General features: G+C 28.8%; 21 protein-coding genes and 1 tRNA gene. 9 read left to right on the top strand and 13 right to left on the bottom strand.

Features of this window, described 5'->3' with window-relative positions; all coding sequences use genetic code 11:
• Positions 1 to 13 precede the first annotated feature (13 nt).
• The 8 genes from pth to purR all read right to left on the bottom strand — a co-directional run bounded on the left by pth (position 14) and on the right by purR (position 8,208).
• Complete coding sequence (gene pth / locus OIO11_RS15575; RefSeq protein ID WP_268072366.1) at positions 14 to 583, bottom strand: aminoacyl-tRNA hydrolase; 570 nt, start codon at positions 581 to 583, stop codon at positions 14 to 16.
• Positions 584 to 714: 131 nt separating this feature from the next.
• Positions 715 to 1,893 (bottom strand): S1C family serine protease, encoded by a 1,179-nt coding sequence (locus OIO11_RS15570; protein WP_442781314.1) that lies wholly within the window; start codon positions 1,891 to 1,893, stop codon positions 715 to 717.
• A gap of 97 nt (positions 1,894 to 1,990) precedes the next feature.
• A complete protein-coding gene (locus tag OIO11_RS15565; RefSeq protein WP_268072365.1) occupies positions 1,991 to 3,412 on the bottom strand; it encodes a sensor histidine kinase in 1,422 nt (473 codons plus the stop codon).
• A complete protein-coding gene (locus tag OIO11_RS15560) occupies positions 3,413 to 4,099 on the bottom strand; it encodes a response regulator transcription factor (RefSeq protein ID WP_268072364.1) in 687 nt (228 codons plus the stop codon).
• A gap of 353 nt (positions 4,100 to 4,452) precedes the next feature.
• The gene (locus tag OIO11_RS15555) at positions 4,453 to 5,409 is read right to left on the bottom strand and encodes a ribose-phosphate pyrophosphokinase (protein ID WP_268072363.1); all 957 of its coding nucleotides are present in this window, start codon (positions 5,407 to 5,409) and stop codon (positions 4,453 to 4,455) included.
• A gap of 22 nt (positions 5,410 to 5,431) precedes the next feature.
• Positions 5,432 to 6,811, bottom strand: a complete 1,380-nt coding sequence (gene glmU, locus OIO11_RS15550; RefSeq protein WP_268072362.1) for a bifunctional UDP-N-acetylglucosamine diphosphorylase/glucosamine-1-phosphate N-acetyltransferase GlmU — start codon at positions 6,809 to 6,811, stop codon at positions 5,432 to 5,434.
• Between the two features lie 184 nt (positions 6,812 to 6,995).
• Positions 6,996 to 7,301: a septation regulator SpoVG gene (gene spoVG, locus OIO11_RS15545; protein WP_268072361.1), complete on the bottom strand. Its 306-nt coding sequence runs from the start codon at positions 7,299 to 7,301 to the stop codon at positions 6,996 to 6,998.
• Between the two features lie 88 nt (positions 7,302 to 7,389).
• Positions 7,390 to 8,208, bottom strand: a complete 819-nt coding sequence (gene purR / locus OIO11_RS15540) for a pur operon repressor (RefSeq protein ID WP_268072360.1) — start codon at positions 8,206 to 8,208, stop codon at positions 7,390 to 7,392.
• A 336-nt stretch (positions 8,209 to 8,544) separates the two neighbouring features.
• On the opposite strand from purR, the gene murC reads away from it, so the two are divergent.
• Positions 8,545 to 9,930, top strand: coding sequence for a UDP-N-acetylmuramate--L-alanine ligase (murC, locus tag OIO11_RS15535; RefSeq protein ID WP_268072359.1), 1,386 nt, complete (start codon positions 8,545 to 8,547; stop codon positions 9,928 to 9,930).
• A gap of 89 nt (positions 9,931 to 10,019) precedes the next feature.
• Here the strand turns inward: murC and OIO11_RS15530 are convergent, their stop codons facing one another.
• Positions 10,020 to 10,865, bottom strand: coding sequence for a metal ABC transporter permease (locus tag OIO11_RS15530; RefSeq protein WP_268072358.1), 846 nt, complete (start codon positions 10,863 to 10,865; stop codon positions 10,020 to 10,022).
• Positions 10,858 to 11,628: a metal ABC transporter ATP-binding protein gene (locus tag OIO11_RS15525; protein WP_268072357.1), complete on the bottom strand. Its 771-nt coding sequence runs from the start codon at positions 11,626 to 11,628 to the stop codon at positions 10,858 to 10,860. The genes OIO11_RS15530 and OIO11_RS15525 overlap by 8 nt, the downstream gene beginning before the upstream one ends.
• 323 nt (positions 11,629 to 11,951) lie before the next feature.
• Between OIO11_RS15525 and OIO11_RS15520 the strand changes: the two genes are divergently transcribed.
• The 5 genes from OIO11_RS15520 (at position 11,952) to OIO11_RS15500 (ending at position 14,459) form a co-directional block, all read left to right on the top strand.
• Complete coding sequence (locus OIO11_RS15520) at positions 11,952 to 12,260, top strand: hypothetical protein (protein ID WP_268072356.1); 309 nt, start codon at positions 11,952 to 11,954, stop codon at positions 12,258 to 12,260.
• A 245-nt stretch (positions 12,261 to 12,505) separates the two neighbouring features.
• Complete coding sequence (locus tag OIO11_RS15515) at positions 12,506 to 12,844, top strand: hypothetical protein (RefSeq protein ID WP_268072355.1); 339 nt, start codon at positions 12,506 to 12,508, stop codon at positions 12,842 to 12,844.
• Positions 12,845 to 12,893: 49 nt separating this feature from the next.
• Positions 12,894 to 12,969: transfer RNA gene (locus OIO11_RS15510), tRNA-Pro, on the top strand.
• 246 nt (positions 12,970 to 13,215) lie between these two features.
• Positions 13,216 to 13,740, top strand: coding sequence for a phosphatase PAP2 family protein (locus OIO11_RS15505; protein WP_268072354.1), 525 nt, complete (start codon positions 13,216 to 13,218; stop codon positions 13,738 to 13,740).
• A 62-nt stretch (positions 13,741 to 13,802) separates the two neighbouring features.
• On the top strand, positions 13,803 to 14,459 hold the full coding sequence (locus OIO11_RS15500; RefSeq protein ID WP_268072353.1) for an HAD family hydrolase: 657 nt from the start codon (positions 13,803 to 13,805) through the stop codon (positions 14,457 to 14,459).
• 83 nt (positions 14,460 to 14,542) lie between these two features.
• On the opposite strand, the gene OIO11_RS15495 is transcribed toward OIO11_RS15500, so the two are convergent.
• Together OIO11_RS15495 and OIO11_RS15490 are read right to left on the bottom strand one after the other, a co-directional pair.
• A complete protein-coding gene (locus OIO11_RS15495; protein WP_268072352.1) occupies positions 14,543 to 15,466 on the bottom strand; it encodes a TIGR01212 family radical SAM protein in 924 nt (307 codons plus the stop codon).
• A gap of 68 nt (positions 15,467 to 15,534) precedes the next feature.
• The gene (locus OIO11_RS15490) at positions 15,535 to 16,620 is read right to left on the bottom strand and encodes a hypothetical protein (RefSeq protein ID WP_268072351.1); all 1,086 of its coding nucleotides are present in this window, start codon (positions 16,618 to 16,620) and stop codon (positions 15,535 to 15,537) included.
• 137 nt (positions 16,621 to 16,757) lie between these two features.
• On the opposite strand from OIO11_RS15490, the gene OIO11_RS15485 reads away from it, so the two are divergent.
• The 3 genes from OIO11_RS15485 to OIO11_RS15475 all read left to right on the top strand — a co-directional run bounded on the left by OIO11_RS15485 (position 16,758) and on the right by OIO11_RS15475 (position 20,758).
• The gene (locus tag OIO11_RS15485) at positions 16,758 to 17,804 is read left to right on the top strand and encodes a YkvI family membrane protein (RefSeq protein ID WP_268072350.1); all 1,047 of its coding nucleotides are present in this window, start codon (positions 16,758 to 16,760) and stop codon (positions 17,802 to 17,804) included.
• An 84-nt stretch (positions 17,805 to 17,888) separates the two neighbouring features.
• Positions 17,889 to 18,779, top strand: coding sequence for a radical SAM protein (locus OIO11_RS15480; protein ID WP_268072349.1), 891 nt, complete (start codon positions 17,889 to 17,891; stop codon positions 18,777 to 18,779).
• 194 nt (positions 18,780 to 18,973) lie between these two features.
• Positions 18,974 to 20,758: a SpoIID/LytB domain-containing protein gene (locus OIO11_RS15475; protein ID WP_268072348.1), complete on the top strand. Its 1,785-nt coding sequence runs from the start codon at positions 18,974 to 18,976 to the stop codon at positions 20,756 to 20,758.
• Between the two features lie 116 nt (positions 20,759 to 20,874).
• Here the strand turns inward: OIO11_RS15475 and OIO11_RS15470 are convergent, their stop codons facing one another.
• On the bottom strand, positions 20,875 to 21,747 hold the full coding sequence (locus tag OIO11_RS15470; RefSeq protein WP_268072347.1) for a DUF7852 domain-containing protein: 873 nt from the start codon (positions 21,745 to 21,747) through the stop codon (positions 20,875 to 20,877).
• Between the last annotated feature and the right edge of the window lie 443 nt (positions 21,748 to 22,190).

Here is a 22,190-nt window from a genome sequence, read left to right as displayed (position 1 = left end):
TACACCTCTCATATTACTCTGCTTTGAAACCATTAAATTTATTCATAGATTCAGTGACCCCACCTTCTATAATGGCTTCAACTGATTTTGCTGCTATTTCAAAAACATCTTCTAACATTGCTCTTTCATCCTTTGAAAATTTGCCTAAAACATGAGAAACTAAATTTTCTCTCGAAGGCTGTCCTACTCCAATTTTAACTCTTGGAAAAACATCACTGCCTAAGTGAGCAATAATGCTTTTAATTCCATTATGACCTCCAGCACTGCCTTTTTGCCTAATTCTAAGTCTACCCACTTCTATACTTATATCATCATACAAAACTATGATATTATCATTAGGAATTTTATAAAAGTTAAGAACTTCTTTTATACTCTCTCCACTTAAATTCATGTATGTAGTTGGTTTTAATAATAAAACTCTCTCTCCAGCTATTCTTCCATCACCATATATTCCTTTAAATTTTTTCCTATTTATATCAATATTATGCTTATCACCAATTAATTCTACAATATCAAAACCTACATTATGTCTTGTATGCTCGTATTCTTTTCCCGGATTTCCCAGCCCTACTATTAAAAACATTTTGTTTACCTCCAAATACATTAACATTAGTTCACTTAACTATAATACATTAAAAATAAAATTTAATAAAGCAATCAATAACACTAAACCCATGAGAAAAACCTCATGGGTTTAGTGTTGCAACAACTCTTTTATTTATCTTCAACAATATCAGAAAGAGTTATTGTTACATTTATAGTATTTCCATTTCTCCAAATCTTACACTTTACTATATCTCCTATTTTATGCTTTTCTATAATAGCTAACAATTCTTGAAAACCGGTTATTTTTTTCCCATCTAACTCTATTATTATATCCGTTGGTCTAATTCCAGCAGCTGCTGCACCACTGTTCTTAACAACTTCTTGAACATATACTCCTTTGATGTTTTTATTTTCTTCTGACACTGCATCTTTCCCGTATATTCCAATACGTGGTCTTGCAACTCTTCCATATTTCATTATTTGTTCTACTATGTGATTAGCTTCATTAATGGCTATAGCAAATCCTATGCCTTCTATGTTTTGCTGAATAGATCCTCCTAATTTCAAACTATTTATACCTATAACTTCTCCCATTGCATTACAAAGAGCTCCCCCACTATTTCCTGGATTTATAGCTGCGTCTGTTTGAAGCACCTTATATACTGAACCACCGTACTGGATTTTTCTATTCAAAGCACTAATTATACCTGCTGTAACAGAACCAGCAAATTCTTCTCCTATTGGATTTCCAATAGCTATAGCAACATCTCCCACCCTAACTTTAGAGGAATCTCCGAATTTTGCTGTAGGTAAGTTTTTTGCCTCTATTTTTATTATCGCTAAATCTGAAGTAGCATCAAAGCCAATATACTTAGCGTTTAATGACTTTCCTGAATTAGCCAATTTAACATTAATCTGATCAGCACCGTCAATTACATGGTAATTAGTTACTATATATCCATTAGGGTCAAATATTATACCTGAACCCGTACTTTTACTTTCAACATTTAAAGTATCTCTTGTACTACTAGTTATCCCTACTACCGCTGGTCCTACCATTTCCGCTACTCTACCTATTGTATTACTTGGAATTTCAGTTTCTATATTAGAGATAGTATTTTTATTATTCAAATTATTTTCATTAATCTTACTAATTTCAGAGTATTTCCTATTTACTATGTATAGTGACGATATTGCTCCTGATATAGCTGCAATCAATACAAACGCTATAAATTTTAAAATTACCTTTATTCTACTTTTTTGTTTTCTGAATTTTATTTCACCACACTGTCTACCTTCTACACTTTCCCACGCAACATCTTTAATTTTATCATTATTTCCGTACAAGTATTTCACCTCCTATCTACTTAAGTATACTAAAACTTTTTTACATAAATATGAATAAATCATAATTTTTTTAAGAATTATTAGTTGTGTAATAAATTTACTTACTTCGTGAAGACTTTAGAGTAAATATAAATTTTACTCCTTTATTGTCCGTATTTTCAAACCAAATGTCATCTCCATGTTGAGCTATAATCCTTCTAACAATGGAAAGCCCAAGCCCTGTGCTTATTTTAGATGTTCTCGATTTATCACTTTTATAAAATCTATCCCAAATATATTTTGCATCTTGATCTGAAATACAAGGTCCATCATTATATATTGATACAAAAACCTTCTGACCTTTTACCTTAGTTTTAATTTCGATATTTCCACCATCATCAACATATTTTATAGCATTATCTATAAGGTTAGTTACTACCTGAATAATTTTGTCTCTATCTACTAAAACACGTACATCTTTATCATCCAGCCAAACATCTACATTTATTTTTTTTGATTTTATTACAGTTTCAAACTTAATAATAGAAAGTCTTATAATTTCATTAATATCAAATTCTTGAATATTTAATGTAAACTTTCCTGCTTCTATAGCTGATAAATCAAGAAGATCATTAATAAGTCTTGTAAGCCTTTGAATTTCTTCATAAGCTACCGATAAGTAATACCTTTCTTTTTCTTTTGGTATAATTCCATCCAAAATTCCACCAATAAATCCTTTAATGGATGTTATCGGCGTTCTAAGTTCATGAGATACATTAGATATAAATACTCTTCTATTATTTTCAACTTCTTGTAAAGAATTTGCCATAGAATTAAAGGACCGTGCTAACTCTCCTATTTCATCATTGGAAATAATTTCAACCCTCTTATTAACTCGTCCTTTGGAAATTTTATCTGCTACACTGTTTATCTTAGCTAAAGGCTTCACAATTATTTTTTGAGAAAAATAATAAATTACAATACTGGAAAGTATTATTGCTAAAACTGCTGAAATCCAAATAATTTCATACACCCTATTTAATGGTTCCTTTATTTCATTCATAGTAGTATTAATGAATACAACACCTTGAAATATTCCGCTATAAAATATAGGCACCTCATAAGTATGTACAGGAACCTTAAAAATATTATCTAGAAAACCTTGCTTTTCAACAGCTTTTCCTTCTCTTAAATTTCCTAAATCTTCTGTTAAAATTTGCATTCCAATAAATTTTTTATGATCTTGATTTGACACTGCATATACGTACCCATAATTATCAGATAATAATATATCTGAAGAAGTATACTTTGATGTATGATTTAAGACTTCATTTATTTGATTTAATGAAGCTTCTCCATATAAATACTTCACTGCTACGTTTGATATTATTTGAGCCTCGCCTGAAAGTTGTTTTTGTCTTTCATCAAAATAATATCCTTGAAACCAAAAAGATAGAAATGCAGCAAGTATAACAAAGCTTATCGTAATTATAAGCGTATATGTTGCTACCATTTTAGAAAACAAGCTTTTCTTCTGCATTTATTTCACCTCAAACTTATATCCAACACCCCAAACAGTTTCTATTTGCCAATTAGATCCACCTTGGAGTTTTTCCCTGAGTCTTTTTACGTGAACGTCTACAGTTCTAGAGTCTCCTGGATAATCATATCCCCAAACTTCGCATAAAAGCTGTTCTCTTGTAAAAACTTTGTTTTTATTACTAGCAAGATAATATAATAATTCAAATTCTTTAGGCGGCATCTTAATCTCATTGCTTTCATAAACAACAGTATATGAATTCATGTCAATTATAAGTCCTTGGAATTTAAGAATCTCTTTATTCTCATTTTCTACATTATATCTTCTAAGTACAGCTTTAACTCTAGCTATCATTTCTTTAGGTTCGAAAGGTTTTACAATATAATCATCTGCTCCCAATTCCAAAGCTAAAACCTTATCAAAAGTTTCACCTTTTGCAGTTAACATAATAGTCGGAGTCTCATATTCTCTTCTTATCCGCTTTAATACATCTACTCCATCCATATGTGGTAGCATAATATCAAGTAAAACCAAGTCTGGCATATACTGCACAAAAGCCTCTAATGCCTCTTTTCCATCATAACAAACCGTGGTAGAATATCCTGCGTTCTCTAAATACATTTTTATTACTTCGCATATATTTTCATCATCATCCACGATTAATATTTTCCCTAACATTCCATCCATGCTTTTTCCCCCTAATTTTGTATATTGAATAACCATTAATTTTTAATAAACATCAAACTCCACTTTTATTTTTAACTGTATAGAATTTCAGACCTTAAAATTCATGCCTATACTAATACTCTATCATATTTAAATATATTTTAAATATTTAAAACAATAAATTAAAATAAATGTTACAATTTATTATTAACTTTATGATAAATATTAATTCTCCAATTACACTGAATCTAAAACAAAAGGACATAAATATAGGCTATATAAGTTTTGTCTATATTTACGTCCTTTACTACGTATATTTAATTTTATCTAATGACTAATTTCTCTAAAACCCCATATAAAAAGCTTCACTTTATCTATACAAACAATTTGCTTATAGAAACATCTTCATATATTCTTTTAATTGCTTCTGCAAATATAGGTGCTACTGATAACACTTCAAATTTATCGCTTTTCTTTCCTTCTGGTAAATCTATAGTGTTAAGAACAACTAGTTTCTTAATAGCACTGTTTTCTATTCTTTCAAATGCTGGACCTGATAAAACACCATGAGAACAACAAGCATAAACTTCCTTTGCACCTCTTTCAACTAATGCGTTAGCACCATTAGTTATAGTACCTGCAGTATCTATCATATCATCCATTAAGATAACTCTCTTACCTTTTATATCACCAATTATGTTCATTATTTCGCAGACATTAGCTTTTGGTCTTCTTTTGTCTATTATAGCTATTGGACAGTTTAATCTATCTGCAAAATCTCTTGCTCTTGTTACACTTCCTAAATCTGGCGATACGACAACTACGTCTTCTTGATCTTTAAATCCTTCTTCTATGAAGTATTTAGCAAGAATTGGAGCTCCAATTAAATTATCAACTGGTATATTGAAATATCCTTGAATTTGTGCAGCATGTAAATCCATAGTAAGAACTCTATCTGCTCCTGCTGTAGTTATTAAGTCTGCAACAAGTTTAGCTGTTATTGGATCTCTAGACTTTGCTTTTCTATCTTGTCTTGCATATCCGTAATAAGGTATTACTGCTGTTATTCTTCCTGCTGATGCTCTTTTGAAAGAATCAATCATTATTAATAATTCCATTAAGTTATCATTTACTGGAGCATTTGTTGGTTGAATAACAAATACATCAGTTCCTCTTACTGTTTCATTAGTAGTTACTGAAATCTCTCCATCACTAAATTTTCCTACTTGAGAGTCTCCAACATAAGCTCCTAAAATATCAGCAATATCCTTAGCTAAAGTTGGATGAGAATTACCTGTAAATATTTTAATAGTTTTACCATGGGTTATCATATGTAAGCCTCCTTAAATTTTATCATTTTTTATCTTTTCTTAAGTTTTTTCTATTCACCCAGCCGTCTTTATTTACTTGTTTTGCTCTTGCAACGGCTAAAGCTCCATTTGGTACATTTTTTGTAACAGTTGAGCCAGCTGCTACATAAGCATTATCTTCAACCTCTACTGGTGCTACTAAATTAGCATTACACCCTATAAAAGCATTATCTCCTACAATAGTTTTATACTTATTTTTCCCATCATAGTTAACCACCACAGTTCCACATCCAAAATTACATTCATTACCTACTTCAGCATCTCCTATGTAAGTTAAATGAGATACCTTTGTATTATTACCAATCTTAGATTTCTTTATTTCAACAAAATCACCGATTCTAGCATTATTACCTATTTCACTTTGTGGTCTTATATACGCAAATGGACCAACTGTAGTATTTTCTCCAACATAACTTTCTAGTATAACTGAACTTTGTATTGTAACTCCCTTTTCTATTATACTGTCTTGTATTCTTGAATTAGGATAAAGTACACATTCATCTTTTATAATAGTTTTGCCTTCTATTACATTACCAGGATATATTATAGTATCTATTCCTATCTCTACATCTGCACCTATATACGTGTTTTTAGGATCTATGATTGTAACACCATTTTCCATATGTTTTTCATTTATTCTTTTTCTCAATATTTCTTCCGCTTCAGCAAGCTGAACTCTAGAATTAACTCCTCTAATTTCATCAACATCCACATCAACTGCTCCTATTTTGCAGTTATTACTTTTTAGTATCTCTATAACATCTGTTAGATAATACTCCCCTTGTGAATTACTGTTATTTAGTTTATCAAGATTATTGATAAGTTCTTTTATATCGAAACAATACATTGCGGAATTAATTTCTCTAACATTTAACTCTTCTTCTGTACAATCCTTATGCTCTACTATTTTTTCAACTTCTCCATCTTTATTTCTAATTATCCTACCATATCCAGTTGGATTATCAACAATAGCAGTTAGTATAGTAGCCTTATAATTACCATTTTTATGGAATTCAATGAGTTTTTGAACTGTTTCTTCACTGATTAGTGGTGCATCCCCTGTAAATACAGCTATAACACCATCTTTATTTTTTAAGAAATTCTTAGAACACATAAGTGCATGACCCGTTCCTAATTGTTCTTCTTGAATGGAGTAACTAATTTTTCTACTTTCTGTGACTTTTTTTACTTCTTCTGCTCCATTTCCAATTACAATATTTATATCATCTATGTGACCACTTCTCAAAGTATCTACAACATGGTTTACCATTTCTTTGCCACAAACTTTATGTAAGACCTTCGGTAAATTAGTTTTCATTCTCTTTCCTTTGCCAGCGGCAAGTATAACAGCACATTTATACAATACAAACACCTCTTTACACGGTATTTAACTTCTTCTCAAAATATATGGTATAACACTTAAGCTTTACGCCTATTATATTATATTTTATATAATAGATTTTTTCAACCTTATAATACAGTATATTTCATTGGTAGTTTTTAAATATATGCATAAAAAAAAATAAAAAGGAGTAATATCCTCCTTTTTATTCTTCACTTTCAATCGCTATTTCTTCACCATTTTCGGTATCTGTTTCATTTTTAACCACTTCGTATTCATCCAAAATTGCTTTTTGTATTCTTTGTCTTGTGTCAGTATTAATTGGATGAGCTATATCTTTAAACTCTCCTGTAGGAGTTTTTCTACTAGGCATTGCTATGAAAAGACCATTTTGCCCTTCAATAACCTTTATGTCATGAACAACAAATTCATTATCAAAAGTTACTGATACAATAGCTTTCATTTTTCCTTCCGCAGAAATTTTCCTAATTCTTACATCTGTAATTTGCATTGAAATCCACCTCCAAAGATGCTTTACATATATTATTCTCCATAATTTATCTTTTTCCTTCTTTATTTGAATAAATTTTTAGAAAATTTTATTTTTTGCAACTTTTGTTAGGATATAATATAAGATTGTCATTTTCATCTAAACCATTAAATTTTATAATTGATACATAATCATGTACTAATTTCTTTTCCGTATTAATATTATCAATCAATACTCCAATACCTAGCAGTTTGCTTTCAAATTCCTCTAATAAATCAATAATTCCAACAGCAGTGCCTCCTGCCTTCATAAAATCATCAATAAAAATACATTTACTTCCTTTTCTTATCGTTTTTTTGGATAATGACATTGTCTGTATTCTCTTACTTGAACCCGAAACATAGTTTATAGAAACAGTAGGTCCTTCTGTAACCTTGTTATCTCTTCTTACAATAATAAGATTTACTCCTAGCATTTTAGCAACTTCATAAGCTAACGGTATGCCTTTCGTTTCCACGGTAACAACATAATCAATATCTAATCCTTTAAATTGTGATGCCAAAACAACTGCTGCCTTTTGTATTATCTGAGGATTGCACATTATATCACTTATATACATGAACTCTCCTGGTACTATTCTTTGTTTATCTTGTAAAATTATACATAATTCTTCTGCAAATTCTAACGTTTTTTCTTCAGAAATCCCACAAGTATATTTAATTCCTCCAGCAGCACCTGAAATAGTCTCTATTGTACCAAGTGAAAGTCTGTTTAATGTTTCTCTAATAACTACAATATCCTCACTTATTGTAGATTTTGCAGCATTAAACATTTCTGTGAATGTATTTAAATTTATAACCTTATTGGGATTTTCCATCAATATTTTAGTTATAGCTGTAATCCTTTGATTTCTATTAAATTTTTGCATGATTCTCTCCTATCTATAAATTTAACGAATTTTCTCTTAAAAATTTATCTTATTATTCATATTTTATTCTAAAACGCCTATATTATCAATAATATTTTTTAACACTTTATTATTATTATATTTAGCCTTCGCAGTAATAAAATATCCATTTTTCATTATAAAATTACTGACTATAAGAAATTTCAAGTTTGAAAGTTGAATATCTATAACTTTCGTTTTTTTGTGTATATGATAATAATTTTAAAATTTATTATCATATACATGTATTGTTTTTCTTAAAATTTGTATATAATGATTTAATAGGTATTGTTTTATTCAGATAAAGGAGTTGATTAAATGTCATTTGATTTTTTAAAAGATACACATAAAAAAATACACTTTATTGGTATAGGTGGAATAAGCATGAGTGGTCTTGCTGAAATCCTACTATATAACGGATATAAGGTTTCTGGTTCTGATAGAAGTGCATCCGAGTTAACAGGTAATCTCAAAAAAAAAGGTGCTGAAATATACATAGGACACAGCGCTGATAATATAAATAATGTAGACTTAGTTGTATATACTGCCGCCATAGCTGAAGATAATCCTGAACTTGTAAAAGCTAGGGCTTTAAATATACCTGCTTTAGACAGAGCAGAATTTTTAGGTCATGTTATGAACGGTCACAAATATAATGTAGCTATTGCAGGAACTCATGGAAAAACTACTACCACATCTATGTTCTCACATATAACCTTAAGTGCTGACTTGGATCCAACTATATTAGTTGGTGGAAATTTAGATATCATAAACGGTAATGTTAGAGTAGGAAGTAGTGACTACTTTATTACTGAAGCTTGTGAATATAAAGCTTCTTTCTTAAAATTTTATCCATTTGTAGGAATCATACTTAATATCGAAGCTGATCATTTAGATTTTTATAAAGATATTAATGATATTGAAAATACCTTTGTAAAATTCGCAAAACTTATTCCCAATGATGGATATCTTATTGTTAATGGGGATGATTCTAGAGCTTTAGCTGTATCTCAAGAGGCCAACTGTAATATAATTACTTTTGGAATTAAAAATGGAGATATAACTGCCAAAAACATAGTGTTTAACGCCAAAGGCTGTCCAACTTTTGATGTATACAATAAAAATGAAAAATTATTTACATTGGCATTAAACGTGCCTGGAGAGCATAATATACTTAACTCTCTTGCCAGCATAGGTGCTGCTTTAGGATTAAATATCAATAAAAACTCTATAGTAAATGGTCTTTCAAATTTTTTTGGTACTCATAGACGTTTTGAAATTAAAGGAAAAACAAATGGGGTAATTGTAATTGATGATTACGCCCATCATCCTACTGAGATAAAAGCTACGCTGAATGCCGCTAGAAATTTCCCTCATAATAGAATTTTCTGTGTATTCCAGCCTCACACTTATTCTAGAACTATAAGTTTATTTGATGATTTTTCCAACTCTTTCTTCAATACAGATACTCTTATTCTTGCTGATATATATGCTGCCCGTGAAAAGGATACTGGTATTGTAAGCTCCATTACCCTTGGAGATAAAATAAGAGAAAAGGGAGTAGACTGCAAGAACTTCCATAGCTTTGATGCTATAACCGAATTCTTGAATAAAGAATTAAAAGAAGGGGATTTACTCCTAACAGTTGGAGCTGGAGATGTTTATGAAATTGGGGAAATGTACTTAAAAAATAATATTAGGTAGTTTGAAAAAATAAACAAATTCAAAATAAAATAAGTCAAAAGGCATATGTTGCTATCAATTTTCAAGCAATATATGCCTTTTCTATTCACTTAAGAATGAATTTTATATTTTACTTTATTTTCATTGAATTTCTTAAGTATTCTTTTTGCATATGAAATAATCATATAGTTCCCTACTCCTACTATAATAATAGAAGCTCCTGAAGCTATGTTGAAGTAATATGACAGAATAAGTCCTACAAAACCAAATATTACTCCTAAAAAAGATGATATTATCATAATTTTTTTTAAGTTATAAGTAAATTGTTTTGCAATAGCTGGTGGAACAGTAAGTAATGCTATAATAAGAATTATTCCTACAACTCTGATTAACACAACAATAGTAAATGCTATAAGTATATAAATCAAATATTCTAAAAGACCAGTATTAATTCCTAAAATACTTATAAATTCATCATCAAATAAATAGGCTTTAAAATAATTAAATAATACAGCCATTATGGATAATACAATAATATCTAACCATATCATCACTCTTACATCTGTGTTTGACACCTTCAAAATATCTCCAAATAAATAAGATGTCATATCTGGTGGATATCCAGGAGTAAAGGCTATAAATAAAATTCCTAGAGCCATACCTAATGACCAAAACATTGCTATCAACGTATCAGAATTAGTATTTGTGCTTCTATTAATTTTTACTACTGCGATTGAGGATAACACTGCAAAAGTTAAAGCTCCAATAATAGGTTCTATACCTAAAAAATATCCCATTCCTATACCACCAAAGGCAGTATGAGCAATTCCTCCACTCATCATTACTAATTTCTTTTCTACAATAATTGTTCCTATTATTCCACATACAAAGCTTGCAAGAATAATAGCAAACACTGCATTACGCATAAAAGTGTACTCAATAAATGCTTTAATCATCTAATCCCTCCACATGGGTTGCTAAAACACGATGAGGAACTCCATGTGCTATCAAATCAACTGGGCACCCATAAATCTTTGTAATAATCTCATTACCTATTTCAGCTTTTCCATGATAATACAATTCTTTATTTATACATGCTATACTCGTAACATAAGCAGAAACCACGCCTATATCATGAGTCACTAATATAATGGTAATTTTCTTATTTAATTTTCTTAATAATTCATATATCTCAGTCTTAGTTTGAGCATCAAGACTTGCTGTTGGCTCATCTAAAAGCAAAATTTTAGGTTCTAATATAAGTGCTCTTGCAATTAGTACCCTTTGAAGCTGTCCTCCTGATAATTGTCCTATCTGTCTATTTTTCAAATGATATATATGAAGTTCTTTCATTATCTCATAAGCTTTTTCTCTATCTTTCTTGCCAACTTTATAAAAAGGCACAAATTTTTTTCTCAATTTCCCCATTAAAACAACTTCTTCAACACTTACAGGAAAATTTTTATCAAACCTAGAAAACTGCGGGACATATCCAATTAAATTTCTGTTTTTTTGTGGTGCATCTTCTAAAATCCTAACTTCTCCATACTTAGGTTCCTTAAACCCTAAAATAAGCTTTAATAAAGTACTCTTTCCCCCACCATTAGGTCCTAAAATAGCTAAAAATTCTTTTTCCTTGACTTGTAAATTTATGTTGTTTAATGCACAAACATCGTCATAATAAACACTAGCTTTATTTATTTGAATTAGGTTTTGCATAAGAACCTCCTTAAAATAAGGCTTTTTTGTTTTAACCAACTTTACATATTTATTCTAATTATTGTCAATAAATTCACCACTTAATCAATGTCACTAATAAATTATCTGATTGAAATGAATTAAAACTTAATCCTATCTAAAAGTTATACTCCATGTAAAAATTAGTTTAAGTCATCTCAAAAGCTTGATAATACTGAATATAAGATAAATACACACATAAAACTTTTAAAATAAGGTAAAACTATCATTGAATATTTATCCCATGACTAATAATTGTAATATTCTATCTTAATTAAGTTTCACTTTATAGGAGGGTTTTTAAAATGAAATTTTTTTTGATTTCCGGTATAGTAGATATCATTTTAATACTTGTTTCTTATTACTTATTTAAATCTGTCCTAAGCGGACCTACTAGACATAAAATATATGAGCGATTCCTAAGCTCTTTTGCTAAATTTGTCATATATATTTTTATTGGATCAGTAATAATAACTGGCATTACTGCTCTCATTTTTTATAGAACTCGTTTTATCGCTCAGTTAAACATAATAGCTCCTGCTCTTGTTTCAATATTCATAGGTTTTATAATTTCTACAGTTCCAACTCGAGGAATTGGTGATAAAAATAAATAGTTTATACGTTTTAAAAGAACCTAAAATTCATAGGTTCTTTTATTTTTTATAAATAACTACTAAAAATTTTAAAATTATATATCATAATATAATAATATGTTATATAATTTATTTATATGTATTTTTTAATTACAATTATAATTATGATTAAACTAAGTATTGTATTAATAAATTATACTAATGAATCATATTAATAATAAGAGAAATTCATCTCTTCTATAAAAATTCGACAAGGAGAATACATTATGCTTAATACAGATTTGATAAATATTGCAGCAAATCTATTCTTAGGAATGAGTATTCTAGGTACAATAATAGTAATAGTTCTATTTATAATATTTAAAATATTCAAACCAAATAAATTAATTAAAATATTACCTCCTCTCTGCATAATTTTCTGCATAAGTTGGATTTTAAATATATGTTGTAATATCTATTTATTATTTTCAAATCCTAAAAAAGACATAGAAGATACCCAAAAAGGTGTTATGAGAAACATAAGACCTGGTACATCTAATGCATCTATAATAGATGGTAATAATATATATACCATAGAAAACAAAAATTTTAAAATAATATTATAAAATTTTTGTTGACTTATATAACTAAATGTTATATAATATAATTCGTCGGCGGGGTGTGGCGCAGATGGTAGCGCGCATGGTTTGGGACCATGAGGCCGCGGGTTCGAGACCTGCCACCCCGACCAAGAAGTTATTCAATGAATAACTTCTTTTTTTATTTTCACAAGAAACACTAGAAACACTTAGCATATACTTTTAAAGATACTTATTAACTTTGAAAGTAAAAGTGAAAATATTTAATATAAGTTTAAAATAACATCAACCTAGTTTTAAACAATATTATATAAACTTAAGGTAATATAATATTTTATATACTACGATATAAAATATTATGATAAAATAATGTTATTAATATTGTGGGAGGTGCCCCTTTGAAGACTATATTTAAAAGAATCGAAAATAGAGATATAGCTATTCTAAAGCTAATAAATAATTCGTTGCACTGTAAAGTCTTAGATTTTCTAATGCCTCCTATAACATATTTAGGATCTATGCTGTTTTCTATATTATTTTGTTTAATTACTACATTTCACTCCAATAAACTTATCCACAATTTAGGTATAAAATCCTGTATAGCCTTAATATGCAGCTCAGCTGTAGCGAGAGTAATTAAAACTTCAGTTAATAGGATTAGACCATTTTTAAAAATTAATACTTTAAACATAAAAAAGATTGGAATAGACGAATATTCTTTTCCATCAGGTCATACTGCCGCTGCTTTTTCAATGGCAATTACATCGGCTCTAATTTTTCCAAATACAGCTATAATGAGTATAGTACTAGCTTGTTCTGTTGGTATTTCAAGAATATATCTTGGAGTACATTATCCTACTGATGTTTTGGCTGGTTCTTTTTTAGGAACTATTTCTTCTATATTAGTTTATTTTTTTACTTGATACCATAAAATCCAATATTTATCCAACGACCGATAATTATTATACTGGAAGAGGTGAACTATATGTTAACAAATATAAAAGCTGCCATCTTTGATATGGATGGGACTTTAGTAGATTCTATGTGGGTATGGTCAAAAATAGACATAGACTTTTTAAAAAACAGAAACATAGAATGCCCTAAAGATTTAAAATCTAAAATAGAGCATTTAAGTTTTGAAGAAGTAGCCATATACTTCAAAAACACCTTCAAATTAAAAGAGAGTATAGAAGATATTATGCACGAATGGAATGATATGGCTTTAAAAGAGTATGAAACTAATGTAAAATTAAAATTTGGTGCTAAAAAATATCTAAAAATCTTAAAATCAATGGGCATAAAAATAGGTCTTGCTACAAGTAATTCCTCATTACTTCTTAAAACAGCTCTGAAAACAAATGAAATTTACCAATATTTCGATACAATAACAAGAACTGATGAAGTTTGTCGCGGAAAACAATTTCCCGATGTTTACTTATTAACTGCCCAAAGATTAGGTGTTAATCCTGAAGAATGTGTTGTATTCGAAGATATTTTGCCTGCTGTAATAGGTGCTAAATCAGCAGGAATGAAAGTTGTTGGAATTCATGATGATTATTCAAGCTACCAAAAAGAAGAAATTATAAACATTGCTGATAAATATATCTATGAATACTCTGAACTTATGGAAAAAGCTATCTAATTTAACTCTTGTGTATACAAGAGTTTTTTTGTTATCGCTACTAACTTCTTTTTTTAATAAACAATAATGAATCAAATGATAAATTATAAAGCTTTCCCTTGATATAATTCTTCATCATTAAGCTTTTTATCAATATCATTTAAGACTTCCCATTTTTTTAAACTCCACATAGGACCTATTATCAGATTTCTGGGCGCATCTCCTGTTAATCTGTGTATTACAATGTTATCAGGCAATAAAGTTATAGCTTCACAAACTAAATCTATATACTCATCCTTTTCTAAAAACCTTAGCTTACCCTGCTCATATAATTTAACTAAAGGGGTTCCTTTCAACAGATGCAGTAAATGTATTTTTATACCCTGTATATCTTTATTCGATAAATATTTTATTGTATTTAGCATTTCTTCTCTGCCCTCTTCAGGAAGTCCAAATATAGTATGTACTACAACATCAATATTTTCCCTTCTGAGCTTTTCTAATGAATCCTCAAATACATCTAAAGTGTAGCCTCTATTTATAATCTTTGATGTTTTTTCATTAGAAGTTTGAAGCCCAAGCTCTACCCAAGTATATAGCTTATCATTATATTCACTTATCAATTTTATAACCTCTTGGCTTAAACAATCAGGTCTAGTTGCAATAGCAAGAGCAACTACTCCCTCTTGTTTTATAGCCTCATCATATTTTCTCCTTAATTCTTCAATTTCTCCATAAGTATTAGTATAAGCTTGAAAATAAGCTATATACTTTCCGCTCTTCCACTTATTTTTCATCATCGCCTTTATGTCTTGAAATTGACTACTTATAGAAAAACTTCTATCTCCAGCAAAATCTCCAGAACCTCTTTCGCTGCAGTATATACATCCCCCCTTACTTATAGTTCCATCTCTATTAGGGCATGAAAATCCTGCATCCAAAGATATTTTAAATACCTTTTCACCAAATTTATGTCTTAAAAAATAATTTAATGTATAATATCTCTTGTTTCCCCAAGTTTTTATCATATTATTCTCCTTTATACAGCTAAAAGTGTCCATAGATATTATACACTACGGACACTCTCATTCCCATATTACTTCTCTATTTTCTTAAATTTAAATTCTTTTAAATCCATCTCCCAATTTCCTATATATTCATTATTCTTCTCTATTTGTGTCTTGGAAATTACCTTATACAGTATCTTCTCCTTTTGAAATTCTTCAAAAACAACTTGAACTTTATTTAAAGGATATTCTTCTTCAAACATAATAGGTATAAGTTCTCCACTTGTTACACTATAAACTCTCATACATCTTTTACTGTTATCTCTTGTCTTATACTGTACAGCTAAAAACTTTTCATCCATTGAAAACATCATCGCTTCCACTTGTGAATTATTTAAAATGTCACAAGCTAGAAGCTGTTTTCCTATTGGTACTTCTTTAAGCACCTTTCCTCCTACACTTTCTTGTTGCTTACTCTGCTGACCATTTTGCTCATTATTCCCTTGTGTAATCATTGTATCGTCCAGCATCAAAATACCAACAAAAGTATTAACATCAAAAGTAGTCATTGCAAGTTTGTTGCCTTCATATCCGAATTCTATAACTCCAAAGTTGCTTTTAGGTACTGCCTGAATCTTCATTTTTGCTTTATCATCTTTTGAGTAAGCATATTTAGGTAAACCTTGCATATCTATTACTAAATTAGTATCTACTTCTTTTTCTTTCCTTAACCTTAACATTTTATCTCTATAAAATATTTCTTTTTTAACCGTGTTATCAATTTTGTCTATTTTGTAATCCATCCCTTTTTTAATTACAGTTATCATAGATTCTGTTATTATGGTTTCAGGTATATTCAAATTACTCTTAATAATTCCTACTTTAAACTCACCTTCACCATTTGTTTCACTCATTTCCATTATTTTATATCCTATTATTTTCAACTCATTTTCAGTCAATTCCTCTTCCTTAGTTTTCATATTGTCACTTAAAAGCTTATTACAGGAAACATAATCTTCATTCTTTATAAGCTTTACATACTTATCTACTGTTACACTAGCCTCTTTAATATCAAAATTGTCTTTTTCCTTTACATCTTCTACTTTTTTTTGGCTACAAGCTATGAAAGAAAAAAACATAAATATCACTAAAATGTAACTTATATATTTTTTCATACTGTTTATCTCCTATTCTTATGGTTTACATTTATTTTTCCACTAAAATAAAAATTTAATTTATATAATCATTATTTTTATTAATTTTTATATATTTATAAAAAGAAACTTATTATAAATTTTTTGGAGGTATTAATTTGAAAAAATATTTAACTCTAACCTTTCAATTAGCAGCCGTATTTATTGGAACCATTGTAGGAGCTGGACTTGCTTCAGGTGAAGAAATATCTTTGTTCTTTTCAAGATACGGGTATAAAAGTTTTATCGGAATATTGATATGTCTAATTATTTATATAGTTATGGGATTTATAATCATACATATAAGTATTAAATATAACTTAAAATCCTACAATGAATTTATAAAGATAGTCAGTCCTGGATTTTTAGGTCAAGTAATAGACATTCTTATGGGAGTTTTTCTTTTAAGCGGTTCTGCAATAATCCTAGCTGGAAGCGGAGCTCTCGTAAACCAATATTTTCACATTTCTAAATGGATAGGAATATTATTGATGGCATTTGTTTCTTTATATGTTTTGTTAAAAGATACTGAGGGCTTGCTAGAAATAAACTCATTTATAGTTCCTTGTTTAATAATAGTAATTAGTACTATATTTTTTCTCTTTATAGGATTATCTAAAGATATTGTCAGTGTTTCACATATAAAAAGCGTTCCACATATAAATAAGAATTGGGTTGTTTCAGCTTTATTATATGCAGGTTTTAATATAATATCATGCAGCGGTGTTCTTGTTCCATTAAGTTCAGAGTTAAAGCTTAAAACTCCTTTAAAAATAGGAGTTCTATTAGGCTCAATTGTACTTACAATACTATCTTTTATGCTAAACTTCATGTTGATTCTGAATATACCAAATATCTTTAAATATGATATACCGCTTTTATATATTGCTAATAGATTTGGCAAGTTAATACAGATAATCCTTTTATCTATTATGTGGTTAGAAATGTTTTCTACTGAAGTTTCTCATATTTATAGTTTAGGCAAAGCTGTTGAACATGTATTTAAGCTTTCTTATAAAAAAGCAGTAATAATTATGTTATTACTTACAATACCAATATCAAAATTTGGATTTGTAAACTTAATAAGCTATGTTTATCCTGCCTTTGGTGCTATCAGTCTTGTTTTTATAGTACAATGTATTATTTTCTATTACAAAAACAGATAAAATATGTATATTATAATTATCAAGTTGACAGTTTGCAGTTTACATTTTACATTTAAAATGTACTAAAGAAAAGAGGTGACACACTTGATTGAAAATTGTACTTTATGCAGACATAATTGTAGAGTTAATAGATCAAATGGAAATACAGGTTTTTGTAATTCAAGCGAAAAAGTAAAACTTGCCAGAGTTTCTCTTCATCATTGGGAGGAACCTTGTCTTTCTGGTGATAAGGGATCTGGAACAATATTTTTCTCTAATTGTAACTTAAAATGTGTCTATTGCCAGAATTATGCTATAAGCAGTAATGGAGTAGGAAAAGAAATTTCTATACAACGACTTAGCGAAATTTTTTTAGAACAGCAAGAAAGAGGTGCTCATAACATAAATTTAGTCACTCCAACTCATTTTGTTCCACAAATAATAGAAGCCTTAAAACTTGCAAAAAATTCTGGTCTTAAGCTTCCTATTGTGTATAATACAAATAGCTACGAAAACTTGGAAACTATTAAAGCATTAAAAGGATATATAGATATATACTTACCTGACCTAAAATATTTCAATGATAAATATGCAATTAAATATTCCAATGCTCCTAATTATTTTACTACTGCCTCAAAAGTAATCGAAGAAATGTTTTCTCAAGTGGGTGAGGCTGATTTTGATATAAATGGATCAATAAAAAAAGGAGTTATAATAAGGCACCTTATGCTGCCTGGGCTTCTTTTTGACTCAAAAAAAATTATTGATTATCTATATGATACCTTTAAAGATTCTGTATTCATCAGCTTAATGAATCAATATACTCCAATGTTCAATACTTCCCATTATCCAGAAATAAACAAAAAAATTAACCCCAAGCATTATGAGGCTTTAATAAATTATTGTATAAACTTGGGTATAAGTAAAGCATACATTCAAGAGCAAGGAACAGCCTCTGAAAGTTTTGTGCCAAGTTTTGATTTAAGAGGAATTTAGCCTTTAACACTCTAAATTTGTTAAAGACTAAATTTATCTTTTTATATAAGTCTTAACCCAAAAGCAACTAATTATATTCTTCCAATATATTATTCTTAATTTACCAATTTATAACATAAAATACTTTTACCTTTAATAAATATTTAAAATATGGATATGATTTTAGTATAATAATATATAGATGAGGTATTTGTATGAAAAAATTTCTTTTAATTTTAATTAGTTCTATTATCGTAATATTGTTTGTATTGTTTTATCCTAGAAAAGTTACTCACGCAATTTTTATTGAATCCAATTCAAGCTATTCAACAATGTATATAAATGGTGTTCTAAAAGAAATAAAGCTTCCGAATTTAACTCTCCCTAAATACACTGTTATAAGCTTTAAATTTAACGCTTTTAAAATTTATAATTATAAAATAGATAACCCTATATCTAATAGAGTTATGATAAAGAGTACAAAGAACTACGAATTAGAGATGTTAGGTCCAAAAAATCTGTCTAAAAATCCAACTTTTTATAAAATAGATGAAAATAATAATATAAGCGTAGGCAGCAGTAAGGATTTAATTGTTGGTAAAAATAATATTGTTTCATTTTTAGATAATGATAAACTCAAAACCTTTATAATTTATCCTCTGAAGGATTACACTAATACTCGTGTTGCAATTTCAACATCAAATTTTTCTTCTATATACCACACAAAAATAAATATCCATCTTAATTCTCCTTGTAAAATCTACAGTACAGTTGATCATATATCCATAGAACTTCCTTGCAATGCTGATATAACAGCTGAATTTAAAAATACTAAACTGATACTTTATCTTGATGAAACCAAAATAGAAACTGAAAATAGGCTTTATATTCAAGGAAAAGATTTAATGATCTCCAATATAACTAGAGGCTATCCATCCTTTAATCCAAGTTATAGTGGAATCCTTGAGCTTTACCCTACACAAAATGGAATAATATTGATAAATGAAGTAAATATTGAAGACTACCTTTGTAAAGTGGTACCTTCTGAAATGCCTATTTGGGGTGGACTTGAAGCATTAAAATGCCAAGCTGTTGCAGCTAGAACTTATGCCATTTCAGATATGTTTTCTAACCGCTATGGGAATTTAGGTTTCTATGTAGATGATAGCATAAAAAGTCAAGTATACAATAATATACACGCCCAAAAAATTTCAAACAAAGCAGTAAAAAACACTGATGGTATTATAATGACTTATAACAATAAACCTATAGATGCAAAATACTATTCGACTTCCTGCGGTACAGGTGTAAACTTTCAAGATATCTGGTTTAAAGCTGACGGATCTAGTGATAATAAACCCTATTTAAAAACAAATAACTTTCTTAAAAACAATATTCCCCTTCCCTTAGATGAAAAAGAATGGCTTGAATTTTATAAAAATGAAACCCTAAGCTCTTTTGACAATAAATCCCCCTATTATAGGTGGCGTATATCATTTGATAAAGATACTCTACAAGAAAACCTAAATATAAATCTAAGAAATATTTATAAAACTTCGTCTGAATACATAACTATATTTAAAAATGATGGGAAACATAAAAAATTAAAAAAACTTCCTAGCAAACTGACAAATCTGGAAAATATACAAGTGATTAATAGAAGTGAAGGAGGTAATATTTTAGAAATATCTTTTATATTTGAAAATGCTATTATAAATGTAAAAAAAGATTCTTTTGTCAGAAGATCTTTTAGATACAACAGAAATATTCCTAAAATAATCCAATATTCAGGAAAACCTTTAGGAAATTGGACTACTCTTCCTTCTTCTTTTTTCTCCATAGAGAATGTTAATGCTTCCTATATTCTCTATGGTGGGGGCTACGGTCATGGTGTTGGAATGAGCCAATATGGAGCCATGTATCTTGGAAAAGAAGGTATAGATTTTAAAACCATTTTAAATACCTATTATAAAAACATAGATTATAAAAAATTATATTAAAAAACTCTACTCACAATAAAATTTAATGAGTAGAGTTTTTTAGTTAAAATAATGGAAGCCAATAAAACAATCCTTAATTTAGATAACATATTAGAATTATTAGTCATGGAATAAAGTTAAGTAATCATATTAACACATTGTCTTTGAGTTAATGTTAAATATAACTCTACTATCACCTTTTCTTGCAATCTTGTAAAAACACTTTCTAATTTCAAATTATCATTTAAAGGATTTTTACTATATGTTCTTGTACCATATATTTTTGCTTTGTTTATGTCACAACATATTTGTTCACTAAATTTTATAGATTCTTCACTAATGCTCATATGTTCATTGTCATCTGGATTATTAGAAACATTAAGTGCTATCTCTCTAACATCATCTTTAAAGTTAAAATTTGGTGGAAAAGTATAATCTATAATCGTAGTACATTCAAAAGGAATATATACTATACTATGTTTTATTCTTCCACTTATAATTGCATTGTTTATATGTTTTTCATTAGAATACTCCAGGCTATTTTTAACAAAACCTTTTAAAAATAGCTTTCCTTTTTTCTGCTTATTATCCTCTACTGGTATTAATGTTGCTTCATTTAAATACACATTATGACTTGAACGTTTAATTTCTAAAGCCTCTTCTTCCAATTCAATTGCGATTTCAACAGGTATATCTACTCTTTTCTCCGCTATTACAACTGGAATTTTTGATGTGAATGTGTTATCGACCCTCACTTCTTTCGGCTTAATATTTCCCCCTATATTCGATTTGCATTTTTGAGAGTTTTCATCAGTCAAAGCTTCACATTTTTTTAAAGGTTTATTATTTTGTTTTTTATTATTTGAGAGACTTTTTTGCTGAATATTTTTTTTCTTTTTACTGGCTATATATCTCCGTTCTCTATAATATTCATCAAACAGTTCTAATAAAATAAGAATTTTTGCCAACATCTCTAGTTTACTATAAAACACCTCACTATATCCCATCATTTTATAATACCCCTTTACTATTTATGAATTATGAAGCATATAAAAATATAAACGCCTACTTAATTTATATTATATTCATAAACCCTCCAAACTGGTTACTAGAATAAAATTGTGAAACAATTTTATTCTAGTAACCAATCACCAATCACCAATTCCCAGCATAAAGAAAAAAATAAAAGTAATTAAGCATAATTATATAAAATCAAAATAAAATGGGCTTAAAGGTAGATTATATCTATTTTTAAGCCTACTTTACTTTATTTTAATTTTAGTTTTGCATAGCAAAATGTTATTATCTGGGGACTGGGGATTGGCCATTGTAGAGTAGGTTGAAGGAAATTTTATTTCCTTCTTCCCCTCATCAAACCGTGCATGCGGTTTTCCCGCACACGGCTTTCCGATATTCTTCTTTCTAAGGCATTATAACCTTTAAAGAGAAAGTT

The sequence above is a fragment of the Clostridium sp. ZS2-4 genome (genome assembly GCF_026719745.1).
Taxonomy (GTDB): Bacteria; Bacillota; Clostridia; order Clostridiales; family Clostridiaceae; genus Clostridium_H.
Note: the sequence above shows the minus strand (reverse complement) of the source record. Positions and strands in the feature narration are given on the sequence as shown.

What these genes read in the sequence shown, in the direction of transcription:
- pth (WP_268072366.1), bottom strand. Translation starts at nt 583, where the DNA reads ATGTTTTTAATAGTAGGGCTGGGAAATCCGGGAAAAGAATACGAGCAT.
- OIO11_RS15565 (WP_268072365.1), bottom strand. Translation starts at nt 3,412, where the DNA reads ATGCAGAAGAAAAGCTTGTTTTCTAAAATGGTAGCAACATATACGCTT.
- OIO11_RS15560 (WP_268072364.1), bottom strand. Translation starts at nt 4,099, where the DNA reads ATGGATGGAATGTTAGGGAAAATATTAATCGTGGATGATGATGAAAAT.
- OIO11_RS15555 (WP_268072363.1), bottom strand. Translation starts at nt 5,409, where the DNA reads ATGATAACCCATGGTAAAACTATTAAAATATTTACAGGTAATTCTCAT.
- spoVG (WP_268072361.1), bottom strand. Translation starts at nt 7,301, where the DNA reads ATGCAAATTACAGATGTAAGAATTAGGAAAATTTCTGCGGAAGGAAAA.
- purR (WP_268072360.1), bottom strand. Translation starts at nt 8,208, where the DNA reads ATGCAAAAATTTAATAGAAATCAAAGGATTACAGCTATAACTAAAATA.
- murC (WP_268072359.1), top strand. Translation starts at nt 8,545, where the DNA reads ATGTCATTTGATTTTTTAAAAGATACACATAAAAAAATACACTTTATT.
- OIO11_RS15530 (WP_268072358.1), bottom strand. Translation starts at nt 10,865, where the DNA reads ATGATTAAAGCATTTATTGAGTACACTTTTATGCGTAATGCAGTGTTT.
- OIO11_RS15525 (WP_268072357.1), bottom strand. Translation starts at nt 11,628, where the DNA reads ATGCAAAACCTAATTCAAATAAATAAAGCTAGTGTTTATTATGACGAT.
- OIO11_RS15520 (WP_268072356.1), top strand. Translation starts at nt 11,952, where the DNA reads ATGAAATTTTTTTTGATTTCCGGTATAGTAGATATCATTTTAATACTT.
- OIO11_RS15515 (WP_268072355.1), top strand. Translation starts at nt 12,506, where the DNA reads ATGCTTAATACAGATTTGATAAATATTGCAGCAAATCTATTCTTAGGA.
- OIO11_RS15500 (WP_268072353.1), top strand. Translation starts at nt 13,803, where the DNA reads ATGTTAACAAATATAAAAGCTGCCATCTTTGATATGGATGGGACTTTA.
- OIO11_RS15495 (WP_268072352.1), bottom strand. Translation starts at nt 15,466, where the DNA reads ATGATAAAAACTTGGGGAAACAAGAGATATTATACATTAAATTATTTT.
- OIO11_RS15490 (WP_268072351.1), bottom strand. Translation starts at nt 16,620, where the DNA reads ATGAAAAAATATATAAGTTACATTTTAGTGATATTTATGTTTTTTTCT.
- OIO11_RS15475 (WP_268072348.1), top strand. Translation starts at nt 18,974, where the DNA reads ATGAAAAAATTTCTTTTAATTTTAATTAGTTCTATTATCGTAATATTG.
- OIO11_RS15470 (WP_268072347.1), bottom strand. Translation starts at nt 21,747, where the DNA reads ATGATGGGATATAGTGAGGTGTTTTATAGTAAACTAGAGATGTTGGCA.